Source organism: uncultured Microbacterium sp. (assembly GCF_963521645.1).
Classification (GTDB): domain Bacteria; phylum Actinomycetota; class Actinomycetes; order Actinomycetales; family Microbacteriaceae; genus Microbacterium.
The window spans coordinates 1-15,710 of sequence record NZ_CAUQVQ010000055.1; the positions used below are offsets into that span (position 1 = coordinate 1).

A 15,710-nucleotide genomic window follows, 5' to 3' on the forward strand; every position below is an offset into this window, starting at 1 on the left:
ACGGGCCGACTCAGCGCAGGCTCGCGAGCGCGGGAACGATGTTCTCGTTCCACACGTCGACGCCGAGCTTCGCGATGAGGGCGACCACCACGATCAGGAACACGACGCGGATGAACGTCGCGCCCTTCGAGATCGCCATGCGCGAGCCGAGATAGCTGCCGGCGACGTTCGCAGCCGCGAGGATGCCGCCGAGCAGCCACAGCACCGCACCGTGAGGGATGAAGAGCAGCAGCGCTCCGGTGTTCGTGGCGAGGTTGACGATCTTCGCCTTGGCGCTCGCCTGCAGGAAGTCGTATCCGAGCAGAGCCACGAGCGAGATGACCAGGAACGTTCCCGTGCCCGGCCCGATCAGCCCGTCGTAGAAGCCGATGACGAGCCCGGCGAGGCCCGCCGTGATGTGGTGCTTGTGCCCGCTGAAGCGCAGCCGCGTCGCAGCGCCCATCTGCGGGCGGAACGCCGTGAAGAGCGCGACCGCCAAGAGGGCGACCACGATGATCGGCTTGAAGGCCGCCGCAGGCAGAACTGTCGCGACCGCCGCTCCCCCGAACGACCCGGCGAGCGCGATCGCGGCCATCGGCAGAGCCGTGCGGATGTCGGGCTTCGCGCGCCGGTAGTACGTGACGCTGCTCGTCGCCGTGCCGAAGACGGAGGCGAGCTTGTTCGTCGCGAGCGCCTGGATCGGCGAGATGCCGGGGATCAACAGGAGCGCTGGGAGCTGCAGCAGCCCGCCTCCGCCCACGACCGCGTCGATCCACCCTGCCGCGAACGCCGCGACGATGACGAGGATCAGTGTGCCCCACGTGAGCTGTTCGAGCCCGAGCACACTGCCGATGTCCATCACTCCAGGATGTCAGACGCCGCGGGTCCCCCGACGCCACGGCGGTCCGACCCGTCACACCCTGGACACTTCTCGTTCACCCGAGCCGCGATGACCGGCAACCCGCGGCCCATAGTGTCCTCTCGCAACCCGAAACCGGCGCTCGCCGCCGGGCACCGAGAGGACCCTGATGACGAACTTCCCCCGCCGCGCGCGCATCGGCGCCGGCATCGCTCTGTTCACCACCGCCGTACTCGGCCTGACCGCCTGCTCCGGCGCGGCAGACGCCTCCGGCGGCGACACGTCGACCGATGCCGCCTCGGCGACCTCTGTCGAGGACTTCGGCTCGTTCGAGGCGCTCGAGGAGGCAGCGAAGGCCGAGGGACAGCTCAACGTCATCGCGCTGCCGCGCGACTGGGCCAACTACGGCGAGATCCTCGACCTCTTCGTCGAGAAGTACCCCGAGATCACCGTCAACGAGGCATCGCCCGACGTGTCGAGCGCCGAAGAGATCCAGGCAGCGAAGACCAATGAGGGGCTCGACACCGCACCCGACGTGTTCGACCTCGGCCTCACGGTCGCCCTGCAGAACACCGACGTGTTCGCGCCGTACCAGGTGCAGACCTGGGACGACATCCCCGATGCACTCAAGGAGCCGACCGGGCTCTTCGTCGGCGACTACGGCGGATACATGTCGATCGGCTACGACTCGTCGAAGTTCGACGCACCCGAGTCGCTCGACGACCTGAAGGACGCCGCCTACAAGGGTGCCGTCGCCATCAACGGCGACCCGACACAGGCCGGTGCGGCGTTCGCCGCTGTCGGCCTCGCCACGGTGCAGTCCGACGGCACGCTCGACGACTTCCAGCCGGGGATCGACTTCTTCTCAGAGCTGCAGAAGGCCGGGAACCTGCTCAAGGTCGACGTCACCACGGCGACCGTCGCGAGCGGCGAGACTCCCGTCGTCTTCGACTGGGACTACCTGAACGCGGCACATGCCACGGACAACGACGACTGGGAGGTCGTCGTGCTCGACGGCACCGGTTACGCCGGCTACTACAACCAGGCGATCAACAAGGACGCCCCGAACCCGGCAGCCGCACGCCTGTGGCAGGAGTTCCTCTACAGCGACGAGGTGCAGAACCTGTGGCTCAAGGGCGGCGCACGTCCGGCTCGCATGGAGGCCATGACCGAGGCCGGCACGATCGACGCCGACCTGGCCGCGGCTCTTCCCGAGGTCCCCAGCGAGACGGTCGTCCCGACCGAGGAGCAGTCGACCAACGCCGGCACGCTGCTCGGCGAGAAGTGGGCAGCGGCGGTCCAGTGACCACCGCCACCACGACGGGGGCGGATGCCACGGCATCCGCCCCCGTCCCCCTCACTCCGGACAGCGCCGGGCCCCTCGTCTCCGGGTCCCGGCGCTCGGCGCCGTCCATGGCCTGGCTGGGGCTGGTCCCCTTCGCGGCCTATGTGCTTCTCTTCCTCGCCGTGCCGACCGTCCTCGCGATCGGTTCGGGGTTCTTCACCGAGGACGGCGCGTTCACAGTGGCCAACGTCTCGGCCCTGGCCGACCCGGTCGTGCTCTCCACCTTCGCGAACTCCGCCGGGCTGTCGCTGCTGACCGCCGTCGTCGGCGCGATCCTCGGAGCCCTCGTCTGCTACGCCCTGCTCGGCATGAATCCCGATGGGGCCGTCCGTTCGACCGTGGATGCCGCGGCGGGCGTGCTGGCCCAGTTCGGCGGCGTGATGCTCGCGTTCGCCTTCATCGCGACGATCGGCATCCAGGGAGTGCTCAAGCTGTTCCTCCAGGACACCTTCGGCATCGACATCTTCGCGAACGGCACCTGGCTCTACGAGCTCCCCGGTCTGATCCTGCCGTACATCTACTTCCAGGTCCCCCTCATGGTGATCACGTTCATGCCCGCCCTCGCCGCGCTCAAGCCGCAGTGGGCCGAGGCGAACCTCACGCTCGGCGGCACGCGCTCGAGCTTCTGGCTGCGCATCGGCATCCCGGTGCTGGCGCCCTCGTTCCTCGCCAGCCTCCTGCTGCTGTTCGCGAACGCCTTCTCGTCCTACGCCACGGCCGCCGCCCTCGCGAGCCAGGGCGCGCAGATCGTCCCGCTGCAGATCCGGGCCGCGCTCACCAGCGAGACCGTACTCGGCCGCGAGAACCTCGCCGGCGCTCTCGCGCTCGGCATGATCGTGATCGTCGGAGTCGTGATGGCCCTGTATTCACTCATTCAGCGCCGAGCCGCGAGGTGGCAGTCATGAACCGTCTCGGCCCCTCTCTCGCGACCCGCTGGGTCATCGGCATCGTCGTCGGCGCCTTCTTCGCCATCCCGCTGATCTCCACGTTCCTCTACACGCTGCGTCAGACCGACGGCACCCTCGGCCTCGAGCGCTGGTTCGCGCTGTTCGACCCCGCGAAGTCGGCGGCCATCAAGCCGATCTGGATGGGGCTCGGCAACTCGCTGATCCTGGCCGTCGTGACGGTCGCGATCGTGCTCCTCCTGCTCGCGCCGACGATGATCCTGGTCGATCTGCGCTTCGCGAAGCTCAAGCCGGTTTTCGAGTTCGCAGTGCTGCTGCCGATCTCGATCCCCGCGATCGTGCTGGTCGTCGGGCTCGCGCCGATCTACCTGCAGATCGGACGCGCTCTCGGCACGGGCACCTGGACACTGGCCTTCGCCTATGGCATCACCGTGCTGCCGTTCGCCTACCGCTCGATCCAGGCGTCCATCGACGCCGCCGACCTGCGCACCCTCGCCGAGGCCGCCCGATCACTCGGTGCCAGCTGGCCGACTGTCGTGCTCACCGTGCTCGCACCGAACCTGCGCCAGGGACTGCTCGCGGCGTCGCTCATCTCGATCGCCGTCGTCCTCGGCGAGTTCACGATCGCGTCGCTCCTGAACCGCCAGGTGTTCCAGACGGCCATGGTGGTCGTCCAGAAGCAGGACCCGTACGCACCGGCCATCTTCACTCTGCTGGCGCTGCTGTTCGTCTTCCTCCTGCTCCTGCTCATCGGCCGCGTCGCGCGCGGCAACGGAAAGGCCCGCTCATGACCCTCCCCCAGACCGCCGACAACATGCTCCTCGCCGAGGCCGGCGAGGGCACGCGGGTGCAGTTGCAGGGCATCGTGAAGAGCTACTCGGGCAACACCGTGCTGCACGGCGTCGACCTCGACATCGCGCCCGGCGAGTTCGTCTCGCTGCTCGGTCCCTCCGGATGCGGCAAGACCACGCTGCTGCGGGTGCTCGCGGGGCTCGAGGGCCTCGACAGCGGCGCGGTGCTTCTCGGCGGGAGCGATGTGTCCCGCGTCCCGACGAACAAGCGCGACATCGGCATGGTGTTCCAGTCCTATTCGCTCTTCCCGCACCTGCGCGTCGCGGAGAACACCGCGTTCGGACTGCGGCGCCGTGGACTCGGCAAGGCAGAGGCCTCGAAGCGGGCTCTCGACGCCCTGGCCCTGGTGGGGCTCGCCGACTTCGCCGACCGCTTCCCTCACCAGCTCTCCGGCGGCCAGCAGCAGCGCGTGGCCCTGGCCCGCGCACTCGTGACCGAGCCGAAGGTGCTGCTGCTCGACGAGCCGCTGTCCGCCCTCGACGCCAAGGTGCGGGTGCAGCTGCGCGACGAGATCCGCCGTATCCAGCTGCGACTCGGCATCACGACAGTGTTCGTGACGCACGACCAGGAGGAGGCGCTGGCGGTCTCCGACCGGATCGCCGTGATGAACGCGGGGACCATCCAGCAGATCGGCACCCCCGAGCAGCTGTACACGACCCCGTCGACCGCGGGGGTCGCCGCCTTCGTCGGTCTGTCGAGTGTCGTCTCGGGCGTCGCGGAAGGCGACCACGTCGTGGTGTGGGGGCAGAGGCTGCCGCTGCAGGCCCCCGCTGACGGACCGGTCGATGTGTACCTGCGCCCGGAGAACGTGCACTTCGCGTCCGAGGCGGATGCCGCCACCGACGCCCTCGTGCAGGAGAGCACGTTCCTGGGCAGCATGCGCCGCACGCTCGTCCGCACCGAGTCGGGCGAACTCGTGCGTCTGCAGCACGCCCCCGGCATCCATCCGGCGTTCGGAGATCGTGTGCGGATCGCCGTCGCACCCGAGCCCGTGGCCGTGCATCCGCGCGGCTGAATCGCTCTCATCGACGACAGACCCCCTCCCACTGACTCAGCGGGAGGGGGTCTCGTCGCGACTCGAGGGTCGCGAGCTCAGAGCACGCGGGCGAGGAAGTCCTGGGTACGCGGATGCTGAGGGTGGGCGAGCACCTCGCGGGGGTCGCCCTCTTCGACGATGTGGCCGCCGTCCATGAAGATCAGGCGCGACCCGACCTCGCGGGCGAAGCCCATCTCGTGCGTGACGACGAGCATCGTCATGCCTTCATCGGCGAGCGAGCGCATCACCTGCAGGACCTCGCCGACCAGCTCGGGGTCGAGAGCGGACGTCGGCTCGTCGAACAGCATCATGTCGGGGTTCATGCACAGCGCCCGAGCGATGGCGACGCGCTGCTGCTGACCGCCCGAGAGGTGCCCGGGAAAGGCGTCGGCCTTCTCTGCGAGGCCCACCCGTCCGAGCATCTCCTTCGCGACCCGCTCGGCCTCGGCCTTCGACCGCTTCTTCACGCGCTGCTGCGCGATCATGAGGTTGCCCATCACGTCGAGGTGCGGGAAGAGGTTGAAGCTCTGGAACACCATGCCGATGCGTGTGCGCACCCGGTCGATGTCGACATCGGGGTCGGTGATGTCGATGCCCTCGATCAGCACCTTGCCGCCTGTGGGCTCCTCGAGCAGATTGACCGAGCGCAGCAGCGTCGACTTCCCGGAGCCCGACGGGCCGATGATGCAGACGACCTCGCCGGCGGTGACGGTGAGGTCGATGCCCTTGAGCACCTCGTTGTCGCCGAAGCTCTTCACGAGTCCCTGCAGGTCGATCGCCGGCGCGTGGACGTCAATCAGATCGGTGCTCATCGCTGCCTCGACATCCTTCGTTCCAGGTACGCGCTGAAGCGCGTGAGGGGGATCGTGACGATCAGGTACAGGACCGCCGCCATGATCAACGGGGTTCCGTTCGCGTTCTGTGTGCTCGCGTCACGGGCGAAGTTCGTCAGCTCCTTCGACCAGATGAACGATCCGGCGACGAAGAGCAGCGACGTGTCCTTCAGCAGCAGCACGAACTCGTTGGTCAACGGCGGGATGATGATCCGGAAACCCTGCGGCACGACGATCCAGAACGTCGTCTTCATGGGCGACATGCCGAGAGAGCGCGCTGCCTCGGTCTGCCCCTTCGGCACGGCCTGGATGCCCGCACGGATGGTCTCTGCCATGTAGGCCGATGCCACCAGGATGAGACCGATCAGGCCGAGCACCACCGGACCGCCGAGCCGGGTTCCCGGCACGCCGAGACCGATCGGCAGGATGAACGCGATCGCGAAGATCGTGAGGATCGCGGGAAGACCACGGAACAGCTCGATCCACGCCGTCGCGATCCATCGGAAGGGTCCGATGCTCGAGAGCTTCAGCAGCGCCAGCACGATGCCGAGCAACAGGCCGCCGGCGAAGGCGACCGCCGTGAACCACAGTGTGTTCACGAGCGCCGTGGTGATGATGCCCGGAAGCATCTTCGCTGCGATCTCCGGGTTGAAGTACAGCTGAGCGATGCGCGCCCAGTCGGTGCTGACGATCAGCCAGACGGCGACCGCGATCAGCACCGCATAGACGGAGTACCGGTACAGCTTGCTCTTCGTGGTGCGCCTCAACGCCATTGTCAAGGTCTCCCTGCTCTACGTCGCTCGCCGATTACTTCGCGGTGAAGTACGTGTCGTAGATCGTCTGGTACTCGCCGCTGTCGCGCAGATCCTGCAGCGCACCGTCGATCGCCTCGCGCAGCGCGTCCTTCTCGCCCTTCGCGTAGGCGAAGCCGTAGGACTCGCCGGTCTCGTACTCCTCGACGATCTTGTACGCGCTGTCGGCCTTCTCGTGCTCGAGGTTCACCGGCTGGTCCTGCAGAATGGCGTCGATCTGGCCGGCCTGCATCGCGGGCCACAGCTCGCCGTCGGACGGGTACTGCACGAGCTCGGCGCCCTCGGCGTTCTCCGCGGCGTACGCTTCGCCCGTCGTGCCCTGCTGCACGCCGACGTTCTTGCCCGAGAGGTCGTCGATCGACTCGATGCCCGAGTCGGTGCGCACGAGCAGCGACTGCAGGGAGTCGTAGTAGGGCTCGGAGAAGTCGATGTTCGCCTTGCGCTCGTCGGTGATCGTCATGGCAGAGGCTCCGACGTCGCACTGGCCGGCGGCGAGCGTCGTGCCCGACTGCAGAGCGTCGAATCCGACGTCCTGCACCGAGAGCTTCAGGTCGAGCTCCTTGGCGATGGCGTCGAGCAGATCGATGTCGAATCCGGTGTATCCGGTGCCGTTGTCGCCGCCCTCGAACTCGAACGGAGCGTAGGGGATGTCGGAGCAGACCGTCAGAGTGCCCGCCTCGATCAGGCCGTATTCGTCGCCGGCCGCCGGCTCGCCGGAGCCCGCGTCTCCGTTGCCCGTCGCACAGCCTGCGAGGGCGAGAGTGGCGGTCGCGGCGAGCGCGATCCCGGCGATGATGTTGCGACGGCGCATGTCAGCTCCTGAAGGACGAGGGTGAGTGCCCACGGACGGGTAGGAGAACATCTAAACATGCACGGCCGATGCGCACGTGCCGCCGACGGCGTTCTCCGGATTACATTTGCGTTGCAGTGCGACCGAATATGACGGGTGTGTTACGGGTCACACTTCGAAGTCGACGGCGACGCGCGAGGCGACCACTGAGCGCACGTACGCGACGACCTCTTCGTGCGCCGGATGCACCTGATACTGCTCGAGTGCGGCGATCGAATCCACATCCGCGACGAGCGTGACATCCCAGTTCGCCTCGGGATAGGCGACGTTCGCGCCGGCCGAGATCGAGCGCAGCTGAGGCACGACTCCCTCGAGCGCGTTGAGTCGCCGGGCGACCTCGGCCGCCTGCTCGGCACGGAGACCTGCATCCTCGGCGGCGAGCTTCCACGTCACGACGTGACGGATCATGGTGCATCCCCCTTCAGGGCGTCGGCCTGCACAGCCGCCTCCAGGGCCTCGCGCAGGCGGTCGGCGGACAGCCGCCAGTGGGCATGCAGGTCACCGTCGATGAGCACGACCGGGATCTTCTCCCACCACAGCTCATAGAGCGCGGGATCGTCGTGGATCGACGCCTCGACGATCTCGATGCGCTCGGCTGCAGCATCCGGCAGCTCGGCGACGACCGCGTCAACGATCTCCGATGCGACGTCGCACAGGTGGCAGTCGGGTTTGCCGATCAGAGTCAGCGTGGTCACGCCGAAGGCACCTCGACAGAGCGCCCCTGCGCGATCCACTCCCCCGTGCCGCCTTCGACGTTGGTCGCGTCATAGCCGCGGGACTCCAGCGCCTCGACGACACGAGCCGATCGCCCGCCGGCCTGGCAGATGACGTCGAAGGACTCCGACGGGAGTTCTTCCAGCCGGTTGCCGATCTCGGACATCGGGATGTTGACCGCTCCCGGAACGTGACCCGCGGCGAACTCATCCGCCTCGCGCACATCGATGAGCGGGGTGTTCGAACGCTCGGCGAGCTCGGTGACGGTGATCGACTTCATGCGTATGCTCCTGCGACTGTGGCGAACCGGGGGCAGAGACACAAAGCGCCCGTCCGGAGACAGGCGCTCGTGTCTTGCCGCTTACTTCTTGTTGCGGCGCTGGTGGCGAGTCTTACGAAGCAGCTTGCGGTGCTTCTTCTTCGCCATGCGCTTGCGGCGCTTCTTGATGACAGAACCCACGGAAACCTCACTAAGTCAGTGGCTGGGCGTCGCACGGAGACGACACCCGGGTACGGGCACGGAAAAAATGCCTCGGATCAGTCTAGCAAATCGAACGGGCCTCACTGTCACCGTGCAGACGACGGGCGAGGTGATCGTCGATCGGCGCTAGCCGACGTCGGCGATCGGGCGCTGGAGCGCCTCCGCGACGGCGGACTCCGGGACACGGAAGCTGCGACCGAAGCGGATGGCCGGCAGCTCACCCGCGTGCACCATCCGATACACCGTCATCTTCGACACGCGCATGAGTTCGGCGACCTCAGCCACCGTAAGGAACCGGACATCTGGAACCTCGGGCATCCCACGTACCCCTTTCTCGATTTGAGCACACTCTATGGGGAATCTGGGACGCGTGTAAACCCATGTGACTGCTGTGATCAGTGAGCATCGCCCACGGTCGCGAAAGCGCGCACCGGGAAGGTGCCGAATCCGCGCACGGCCGGAGGAGCGGCCGTGAACCGCGCGCCGCGACTGGGCACGTCGGCGAGTCGCGTCAGGTGCTCGACGACATGGATCCCCGCCGCGAGCAGGATGCTGTGCGCCGGTCGCTCCCCTCCGCTCTCGGTGTCGTCGATGTTCAGCGAGTCGATCCCGACCAGGGCGACCCCGGCATCCGCCAGGAAACGTGCTCCCGCCTCGGTGAGGAAGGGGGCCCCTCGTGCGTACTCGGGCGTGCCGAAGTGCTCGCTCCACCCCGTGTCGAGCAGCACCGCCGAACCGCGCAGCTCGCGGTCGGCGAGTGTCACCGCCTCGATGCCTCTCCGCTGCGCACTCCACGCGTCGCGCAGATGGAACACCTCCGCAGGCAGACCCACGAGCGAGCTCAACTCGAGCGAGGCCAGGTCTCCCCCGTCGGCGTAGCGGTGGTACGGGGCGTCGAGGTACGTGCCGGTGTTCCCGATCATGGTGATGATGTCCATCGCGAACTCGGTGCCGGGTGCGTACGTCGAGCGGGAGTCCTCGCGCGTGAGGTGCGGGGTGATCGTCGGCGCGGGCAGACCCGGATAGGTGACCAGCCCCGCCTCGATCGTGTGGCTGAGATCGATCACCCGCGGCGCCTGCGGTGCACGCTCCTCCACGCCGCGGCTGCCCCGGTGCGGCTCCTCGACGATGCGCAGATTCCGCAGCTCGACGGCGCTGACGAGAGCGAGGCCGAGATGGTGCACGAGCAGCGCCCCGATCGCCTCGGCGCCGAGCTCCGGGCCGGGAAGATCGAGGCGGAAGCCCTCTCCGGTCATGCCGCCGCCGTTGGCGAACGAGATCGTGAAGTCGAAGTGTGCGCGGAACGAGGGCGATGCGGTCGTCATGATCACATCATGGCAATCTCGCGACCCGATCAGCGCGCGGATGCTCGAGCGACCCGTTCCCGCGCCTCGCGAAGCGCCTGCCGTTCGAGCCTGTGCGCCGCGCGCAGCGCCTTCTCGGCGTCGCGCACCGCCTTCTGCGCCTCTTTGAGCCGACGGTCACCGGCGAGTTCGGCGGGATCGACGGCGATCCACTCGGTCGGCGGCTCCGGGTCCACTCCCCGATCGAGTGCATCGATGTACGCCGCGACTCCGTCGAGGACGCGCTCCATCCCGAAACGGAACGGGTCTGCAGGGGACAGGAACACGCCGTCATCGATCGCTCGCCTCAGGGCGGGGAACTCGTCGGCGGTGATCACACGGTCGTACAGCTCGGACTCTCGGACCGCCACCTGATCGGCGGTGAGCCCGCTTCCGCGAGACTGCTCGGTGTAGCCGGCCTGGACGATCCCGCACCACCGAGCGTTTCCGGTCACGGCCAGCGCGACCGCCACACGCTCATCCGAGGACAGGGGTGTCCCCTCGAGCGCCTCCAGCGAGGCGTCGAGCCACGCCGAGCTGTTGGGGGTGATCGGTGAGCCGGTGATCGGGACGGACAGCATCCACGGGTGGCGTTGATAGAGCAGGACCTGCTCCACGTAGAGGCCGAGGAGGCGCTCGCGCCACCCGTCGAGCTCGCGCATCGACTCGGGCGGCAGACCCATGGCCTGCTCCTGCATGAGCAGCAGAAGGTCATCCTTCGCGCTCACGTAGCGGTAGAGGGACATGGGCGTGAACCCGAGGGTCGCGGCCACTGCCGCCATCGACACCGCGCCGATCCCGTCGGCGTCCGCGAGCTCGACGGCCGCGTCGACGATCCGCTCGACACTCATCTCACGCTTGGGACCGCGCTGAGGATTCGCCGCCACACCCCAGGCCAGAGCGATGCCTCTGGGCAGCTCGGGAGGTTCGGTCTCGGTCATGCGCCCATCCTACTTCTGTTTATTTGATAAACAGTGTGTTACGGTCATACACAGTTGCGTAGCACCTATACAGTTTCGCCCGTACACAGAGAAGGGAACGGATGAATGACCGCTGCGATCGAGGTCGCCGGATTGCGCAAGTCCTTCGGAGCCGAGGCCGTCGTCGAGGACCTCGACTTCACCGTCTCGGCCGGCGAGGTGTTCGCTCTGCTCGGTCCGAACGGCGCCGGCAAGACCACCACGATCAACATCCTCACGACACTGATCGCCCCCGACGGCGGCACGGCCCGGGTGGCGGGTTTCGACACCCGCACGCAGGCGTCCGACGTGCAGCGCCGCATCAGCCTCACCGGCCAGTCGGCCGCCGTCGACGACGCGCTGACGGGGGTCGAGAACGTGGTGATGTTCGCGCGCCTCGCCGGGATGCCGCGCGCCGACGCGGCGCGGCGAGCGACCGAGCTCCTCGCGCGCTTCGATCTGACGGAGGCCGCCACGCGAGCCGTGCGCACCTTCTCGGGCGGCATGCGGCGCAGACTCGACCTCGCGCTGAGCTTCGTGGTGACTCCTGAGGTGCTGTTCCTCGATGAGCCCACGACCGGGCTCGACACCCGCAGCAGGCGCGACCTCTGGGACCTCATCCGCGCGATGGCGGCTGCGGGCACGACCGTCTTCCTGACGACGCAGTACCTGGAGGAGGCCGATCAGCTCGCCGACCGGATAGCCGTGCTGCACGGGGGACGGATCGCCGCGATCGGCACGCCGGACGAGCTCAAGGCACGGATCGGCGGCGACACCGTCGAACTGCACGATCCCCAGGGCGACATCATCCGACGGATTGCGACGGACGGCACCGTCTCAGGTCTGCGACGCGCGCTCGACCGCCTCGACGAGGAGGGACGCGACGGCGTCGTGACCCTCCGCCGTCCGACTCTCGACGACGTGTTCCTCGCCGTCACCACATCGAACACCGCGAAAGGACGATCATGAACGCCACGGATGCCGACGGACTGCTCGCCCCGCCTCCGATCTCCCCCCGCCCTCGACTGCGCGGCCTCGCGGCAGAAGCCGTGTTCGTCGGGCGCAGCCTTCGTCATTCGCTCCGCGACGGCGAATCGCTGCTCATGGCGGTTCTGCTGCCCGTGATGCTCATGCTCATGTTCACATGGGTGTTCGGCGGGGCGATCGACCCCTCGGGCGACTACGTCGACTATGTCGTCCCCGGCATCATCCTGACGTGCGCCGGGTTCGGCGCATCGTCGACAGCCGTCTACGTCGCCAACGACATGCGCACGGGGATCATCGACCGCTTCCGAACGATGCCACTCCGCAGCAACGCGGTACTCACCGGCCACGTGGTGGCGAGCCTGCTCCGCAACACGGTCGCGACGGCGATCGTCATCGTGGTCGGCATCCTCGTGGGATTCCGACCGGACGCTTCCCCGCTCCGATGGCTCGCGGTGGCCGCGCTGATCGTCTTCTACATCCTGGCGATGACCTACCTCTTCGCCGCGATCGGGCTCGCCGCGGGTTCACCCGAGGGAGCCAACGGATACGGCTTCATCCTGCTGTTCCTGCCATACCTGTCGAGTGCGTTCGTGCCGGTCGAGAGCATGCCGACCTGGCTCCAGCCCGTCGCGGCGAATCAACCGATCACTCCGATCGTCGACACGATCCGCGGCCTGCTCACCGGCACTCCCCTCGACGCCGCGCCCCTCTGGGCCATCGCCTGGTGCCTGGTCATCCTGGCCTCAGCTGTGATCTGGGGGTCCTGGCTGTTCCGCCGGAAGGCGGCCCGACGCTGAGACCGGATCCCAGCCCGAGGGAGCCCGGGTCTCAGCGGAGTCATAGCGCGCACGCCGGTTGCGTCCAGGGTGCGATGAGAAGCTCATCTCGGGACTCACGATGGCACCATCAGAGTCCCGGCGGGCTGGGGCCCGCAGCCTCGCCCCCGACGACATGCCCCCCTGTCGCCGGGGGCGATGTGGGTCGCGGGGTCAGGCGCCGAAGCGCTTGAACGCGTTGGCGACCACGTGCTTCGCCGACGCCGCCGCCCGGCCCACGACCTCCGCGGCATGCGCGGCTCCGTCGGGAAGCGGCAGACCCGGGTAGTCGACGTCGGGCGCATCGTCGCCGTACGCATCCATCAGGAACGGCACGAGCCAGTCGTCGACAGCCTCGAGAGGCGCGACCGAGAGGCTGTAGAAACGGCGTTGGCCGTCTTCACGGACGCTCACGAGCTCGGCCTCGCGCAACACCTTGAGGTGCTTGGAGACCGTGGGCTGGCTGATGCCGAGATCGGCCACGATGTGACTGACGCTCGTGCCGGCGTCGCCTTCCGACGTGCGACGCAGGAGGAGCTGGAGGATGTCGCGCCTCGTGCCGTCTGCGATCACGTCGAAGATGTCTGTCATGAGATCAGGGTAGTCGTCCCTGGCACGGAGTACCATGACGAAGGCTCGGCGCGCATGTCCGAGCGACCGCACTCACGCGGCCGTCTAGCGAAAGGGGACACGATGTCGGGCCTCGCTTCGGCGTCGTCGCCTCGACAGCGACTGCAGAGTGCCGCGTCGTGGGGCAAACACCTGATCACGTCGTCGCCGTCCCGCTTCGCGATCGTGATCTTCGCGCTGCTCATCCTCGTGTTCACAGTGCTGCTGTCCCTCCCGATCGCGTCTGCGGCAGGAACCGTCACCCCGCTCGCCGACGCTCTCTTCACCGCCGTCTCCACCATCTGCGTCACCGGCCTCGCGACCGTCGACATGGCGAACCACTGGTCTCCCTTCGGCCACGTGCTGATCTTCATCGGCGTGAACATCGGCGGGCTGGGCGTGCTCACGCTCGCATCCCTGATGGGCCTGGTCATCTCGAAGCGACTCGGGCTGCGCGCCAAGCTCATGGCCGCCGGCGACACGAACCCGCTGCGCGCACACGGCGGTGTCGTGAACGAGAGCCAGACCGTGCGACTGGGTGAGGTCGGACAACTCCTGCGCACCGTCGCACTGTCGGCTCTCATCATCGAGGGGGCGCTCGCCGTGCTCCTCTATCCGGCCCTGGTGATGGCCGAGGTCGAGCCGATCGCCGCTCTGTGGGAAGCGCCCTACTTCGCCGCCATGGCGTTCACGAACACCGGGTTCGCCCCCAACGACGGCGGCGTTGCCGTCTTCGCCGACGACTATCTCGTGCTCTCCCTGCTGATGGTCGGCGTCTTCCTCGGCAGCATCGGGTTCCCCGTCATCTACACGCTGGCCAAGCACGTCTGGCACGTGAAGAAGTGGTCTCTGCACACCAAGCTCACCCTCGTCACCACTGTTCTCCTGTTCGTCCTCGGCGCGGCCGTCTTCCTGGTCCTCGAGTACAACAACCCGAAGACGTTCGGCTCGATGGATGCCGCGGACACCACGTTCCAAGCGTTCTTCCTCTCGGCGATGACCCGTTCCGGCGGCTTCAACGTGATCGAGATGGACGACCTGAACGGCTCATCGCTGCTGGCCGCGAGCATGCTGATGTTCGTCGGTGGCGGGTCGGCGTCCACCGCCGGAGGAATCAAGGTCACGACTCTCGCCGTGCTCGCGATCGCCGTGTGGTCGGAGGCCAAGGGACGCCAGTCGGTCGAGGTCTTCGGCCGCCGCATCCCCAGCGACGTGCAGCGCGTGGCGCTCAGCGTCGTGGCCTGGGGCGCCACGATCGTGGCGCTCTCGACGATCGTCATCGCTCAGATCACCAAGGCGGACATCAGCTACGTGCTCTTCGATGTGATCTCGGCGTTCGGCACCGTCGGCCTCTCGACGGGCCTCACCGCCGAGCTTCCCGATTCTGCCACGTACGTGCTCGCGACCACCATCTTCATGGGGCGCGTTGGTACAGTGACTCTCGCCGCGGCAGTCGCCGCGACATCGCGATCGCAGTATTACTCGCTGCCCGTGGAAAGGCCGATCGTTGGTTGAAGTGCTCCGGGGCGACGCTCCCGTACTCGTCATCGGCCTCGGCCGCTTCGGCGCCGCATGCGCTGGCGAGCTCGACCGCCTCGACCGCGAGGTGCTCGCGATCGACGGCAATCTCGAGCTCGTGCAGAAGTGGTCGGACCGTGTGACCCACACGGTGCAGGCCGACGCCAAGAACATCGACGCTCTGCGTCAGATCGGCGCCCAGGACTTCCAGGTGGCCGTGGTCGCCGTCGGCTCGTCGATCGAGGCGTCGGTGCTGATCACCGCGAACCTGGTCGACCTCAAGGTGCCCCAGATCTGGGCGAAGGCCGTCTCGCAGTCGCACGGCAAGATCCTCGCGCGCGTCGGCGCCAACCACGTGATCTATCCCGAGCGTGAAGCAGGTGAGCGCGTCGCCCACCTCGTCTCCGGCCGGATGCTCGACTTCATCCGCTTCGACGACGACTTCGTGCTGGCGAAGATGTACCCACCCAAGTTCATCCGCGGCGTGGGCCTGAACGAATCCGGCGTGCGCAGCAAGTACAAGGTCACGGTCGTCGGCGTGAAGAGCCCCGGCAAGCCGTTCCGCTACGCCGAGGCGAACACCATCGTGACCAATCACGACCTCATCATCGTGTCGGGCACCAACAGCGACATCGAGCGGTTCGCCGCTCTCGACCGCTGACGCCCGTCTCCGGCTGAGCTGCGATCGGCCCGACCGGCATCCACCGGACCGCCGTTCGCTGGACTGGCATCCGCTGGACCGGGGTCCGCTGCGCCCGGGTTCGCTGAGATGCGGCACACCGCGCGAGATGCGGCACACCGCGCGAGATGCGG

General features: G+C 67.6%; 20 protein-coding genes. 8 read left to right on the top strand and 12 right to left on the bottom strand.

All coding sequences use genetic code 11. The features are described from left to right. Window positions 1-10 precede the first annotated feature (10 nt). Window positions 11-838, bottom strand: a complete 828-nt coding sequence (locus RWO82_RS11415) for a TSUP family transporter (protein WP_314427013.1) — start codon at window positions 836-838, stop codon at window positions 11-13. Between the two features lie 169 nt (window positions 839-1,007). On the opposite strand from RWO82_RS11415, the gene RWO82_RS11420 reads away from it, so the two are divergent. Genes RWO82_RS11420 through RWO82_RS11435 form a run of 4 tightly spaced genes read left to right on the top strand, consistent with a single transcriptional unit; the run spans window position 1,008 to window position 4,955 of the window. Continuing rightward, on the top strand, window positions 1,008-2,144 hold the full coding sequence (locus RWO82_RS11420; protein ID WP_314427016.1) for an extracellular solute-binding protein: 1,137 nt from the start codon (window positions 1,008-1,010) through the stop codon (window positions 2,142-2,144). Beyond that, the gene (locus tag RWO82_RS11425) at window positions 2,141-3,088 is read left to right on the top strand and encodes an ABC transporter permease (protein ID WP_314427018.1); all 948 of its coding nucleotides are present in this window, start codon (window positions 2,141-2,143) and stop codon (window positions 3,086-3,088) included. Before RWO82_RS11420 ends, RWO82_RS11425 begins: the two co-directional genes overlap by 4 nt. Beyond that, the gene (locus tag RWO82_RS11430; protein ID WP_314427020.1) at window positions 3,085-3,879 is read left to right on the top strand and encodes an ABC transporter permease subunit; all 795 of its coding nucleotides are present in this window, start codon (window positions 3,085-3,087) and stop codon (window positions 3,877-3,879) included. Before RWO82_RS11425 ends, RWO82_RS11430 begins: the two co-directional genes overlap by 4 nt. Further along, window positions 3,876-4,955, top strand: a complete 1,080-nt coding sequence (locus RWO82_RS11435; protein ID WP_314427022.1) for an ABC transporter ATP-binding protein — start codon at window positions 3,876-3,878, stop codon at window positions 4,953-4,955. Before RWO82_RS11430 ends, RWO82_RS11435 begins: the two co-directional genes overlap by 4 nt. A 77-nt stretch (window positions 4,956-5,032) precedes the next feature. Here the strand turns inward: RWO82_RS11435 and RWO82_RS11440 are convergent, their stop codons facing one another. The 10 genes from RWO82_RS11440 to RWO82_RS11485 form a co-directional block, all read right to left on the bottom strand. Next, entirely contained in the window at window positions 5,033-5,788 is a 756-nt protein-coding gene (locus RWO82_RS11440; RefSeq protein ID WP_314427024.1) for an amino acid ABC transporter ATP-binding protein, read from the bottom strand. Then, the gene (locus RWO82_RS11445) at window positions 5,785-6,582 is read right to left on the bottom strand and encodes an amino acid ABC transporter permease (protein ID WP_314427027.1); all 798 of its coding nucleotides are present in this window, start codon (window positions 6,580-6,582) and stop codon (window positions 5,785-5,787) included. The genes RWO82_RS11440 and RWO82_RS11445 overlap by 4 nt, the downstream gene beginning before the upstream one ends. A 34-nt stretch (window positions 6,583-6,616) precedes the next feature. Further along, entirely contained in the window at window positions 6,617-7,432 is an 816-nt protein-coding gene (locus RWO82_RS11450) for a basic amino acid ABC transporter substrate-binding protein (RefSeq protein WP_314427029.1), read from the bottom strand. A 147-nt stretch (window positions 7,433-7,579) separates the two neighbouring features. Next, complete coding sequence (locus RWO82_RS11455; RefSeq protein WP_314427031.1) at window positions 7,580-7,879, bottom strand: Dabb family protein; 300 nt, start codon at window positions 7,877-7,879, stop codon at window positions 7,580-7,582. Further along, the gene (locus tag RWO82_RS11460; protein WP_314427032.1) at window positions 7,876-8,166 is read right to left on the bottom strand and encodes a glutaredoxin family protein; all 291 of its coding nucleotides are present in this window, start codon (window positions 8,164-8,166) and stop codon (window positions 7,876-7,878) included. The genes RWO82_RS11455 and RWO82_RS11460 overlap by 4 nt, the downstream gene beginning before the upstream one ends. Continuing rightward, on the bottom strand, window positions 8,163-8,465 hold the full coding sequence (locus RWO82_RS11465) for a rhodanese-like domain-containing protein (protein WP_314427034.1): 303 nt from the start codon (window positions 8,463-8,465) through the stop codon (window positions 8,163-8,165). Before RWO82_RS11465 ends, RWO82_RS11460 begins: the two co-directional genes overlap by 4 nt. Before the next feature lie 81 nt (window positions 8,466-8,546). After that, on the bottom strand, window positions 8,547-8,645 hold the full coding sequence (locus tag RWO82_RS11470) for a 30S ribosomal protein bS22 (RefSeq protein ID WP_003792170.1): 99 nt from the start codon (window positions 8,643-8,645) through the stop codon (window positions 8,547-8,549). Between the two features lie 147 nt (window positions 8,646-8,792). Beyond that, window positions 8,793-8,984 (bottom strand): helix-turn-helix domain-containing protein, encoded by a 192-nt coding sequence (locus tag RWO82_RS11475; protein WP_053098849.1) that lies wholly within the window; start codon window positions 8,982-8,984, stop codon window positions 8,793-8,795. A gap of 77 nt (window positions 8,985-9,061) precedes the next feature. Then, a complete protein-coding gene (locus RWO82_RS11480; protein ID WP_314427041.1) occupies window positions 9,062-9,991 on the bottom strand; it encodes a cyclase family protein in 930 nt (309 codons plus the stop codon). A gap of 29 nt (window positions 9,992-10,020) precedes the next feature. After that, a complete protein-coding gene (locus RWO82_RS11485) occupies window positions 10,021-10,950 on the bottom strand; it encodes a TetR/AcrR family transcriptional regulator (RefSeq protein ID WP_314427044.1) in 930 nt (309 codons plus the stop codon). A gap of 105 nt (window positions 10,951-11,055) precedes the next feature. Here RWO82_RS11485 and RWO82_RS11490 point away from each other — a divergent pair, with 105 nt between their 5' ends. Further along, entirely contained in the window at window positions 11,056-11,937 is an 882-nt protein-coding gene (locus tag RWO82_RS11490; protein WP_314427047.1) for an ATP-binding cassette domain-containing protein, read from the top strand. Beyond that, entirely contained in the window at window positions 11,934-12,752 is an 819-nt protein-coding gene (locus RWO82_RS11495; protein WP_314427050.1) for an ABC transporter permease, read from the top strand. The genes RWO82_RS11490 and RWO82_RS11495 overlap by 4 nt, the downstream gene beginning before the upstream one ends. 192 nt (window positions 12,753-12,944) lie before the next feature. On the opposite strand, the gene RWO82_RS11500 is transcribed toward RWO82_RS11495, so the two are convergent. Further along, window positions 12,945-13,361, bottom strand: a complete 417-nt coding sequence (locus RWO82_RS11500) for a metalloregulator ArsR/SmtB family transcription factor (RefSeq protein ID WP_314427052.1) — start codon at window positions 13,359-13,361, stop codon at window positions 12,945-12,947. A 102-nt stretch (window positions 13,362-13,463) separates the two neighbouring features. Between RWO82_RS11500 and RWO82_RS11505 the strand changes: the two genes are divergently transcribed. After that, window positions 13,464-14,894: a potassium transporter TrkG gene (locus RWO82_RS11505; RefSeq protein WP_314427055.1), complete on the top strand. Its 1,431-nt coding sequence runs from the start codon at window positions 13,464-13,466 to the stop codon at window positions 14,892-14,894. Continuing rightward, window positions 14,887-15,558, top strand: coding sequence for a TrkA family potassium uptake protein (locus tag RWO82_RS11510; protein ID WP_042538973.1), 672 nt, complete (start codon window positions 14,887-14,889; stop codon window positions 15,556-15,558). The genes RWO82_RS11505 and RWO82_RS11510 overlap by 8 nt, the downstream gene beginning before the upstream one ends. The last annotated feature ends 152 nt before the right edge of the window (window positions 15,559-15,710 follow it).

Excerpts from the sequence above, each read along its gene's own strand:
- RWO82_RS11415 (WP_314427013.1), bottom strand. The coding sequence starts at position 838 with ATGGACATCGGCAGTGTGCTCGGGCTCGAACAGCTCACGTGGGGCACA.
- RWO82_RS11420 (WP_314427016.1), top strand. The coding sequence starts at position 1,008 with ATGACGAACTTCCCCCGCCGCGCGCGCATCGGCGCCGGCATCGCTCTG.
- RWO82_RS11430 (WP_314427020.1), top strand. The coding sequence starts at position 3,085 with ATGAACCGTCTCGGCCCCTCTCTCGCGACCCGCTGGGTCATCGGCATC.
- RWO82_RS11475 (WP_053098849.1), bottom strand. The coding sequence starts at position 8,984 with ATGCCCGAGGTTCCAGATGTCCGGTTCCTTACGGTGGCTGAGGTCGCC.
- RWO82_RS11495 (WP_314427050.1), top strand. The coding sequence starts at position 11,934 with ATGAACGCCACGGATGCCGACGGACTGCTCGCCCCGCCTCCGATCTCC.
- RWO82_RS11440 (WP_314427024.1), bottom strand. The coding sequence starts at position 5,788 with ATGAGCACCGATCTGATTGACGTCCACGCGCCGGCGATCGACCTGCAG.
- RWO82_RS11455 (WP_314427031.1), bottom strand. The coding sequence starts at position 7,879 with ATGATCCGTCACGTCGTGACGTGGAAGCTCGCCGCCGAGGATGCAGGT.
- RWO82_RS11500 (WP_314427052.1), bottom strand. The coding sequence starts at position 13,361 with ATGACAGACATCTTCGACGTGATCGCAGACGGCACGAGGCGCGACATC.
- RWO82_RS11450 (WP_314427029.1), bottom strand. The coding sequence starts at position 7,432 with ATGCGCCGTCGCAACATCATCGCCGGGATCGCGCTCGCCGCGACCGCC.
- RWO82_RS11485 (WP_314427044.1), bottom strand. The coding sequence starts at position 10,950 with ATGACCGAGACCGAACCTCCCGAGCTGCCCAGAGGCATCGCTCTGGCC.
- RWO82_RS11505 (WP_314427055.1), top strand. The coding sequence starts at position 13,464 with ATGTCGGGCCTCGCTTCGGCGTCGTCGCCTCGACAGCGACTGCAGAGT.
- RWO82_RS11435 (WP_314427022.1), top strand. The coding sequence starts at position 3,876 with ATGACCCTCCCCCAGACCGCCGACAACATGCTCCTCGCCGAGGCCGGC.
- RWO82_RS11465 (WP_314427034.1), bottom strand. The coding sequence starts at position 8,465 with ATGAAGTCGATCACCGTCACCGAGCTCGCCGAGCGTTCGAACACCCCG.
- RWO82_RS11445 (WP_314427027.1), bottom strand. The coding sequence starts at position 6,582 with ATGGCGTTGAGGCGCACCACGAAGAGCAAGCTGTACCGGTACTCCGTC.
- RWO82_RS11480 (WP_314427041.1), bottom strand. The coding sequence starts at position 9,991 with ATGACGACCGCATCGCCCTCGTTCCGCGCACACTTCGACTTCACGATC.
- RWO82_RS11490 (WP_314427047.1), top strand. The coding sequence starts at position 11,056 with ATGACCGCTGCGATCGAGGTCGCCGGATTGCGCAAGTCCTTCGGAGCC.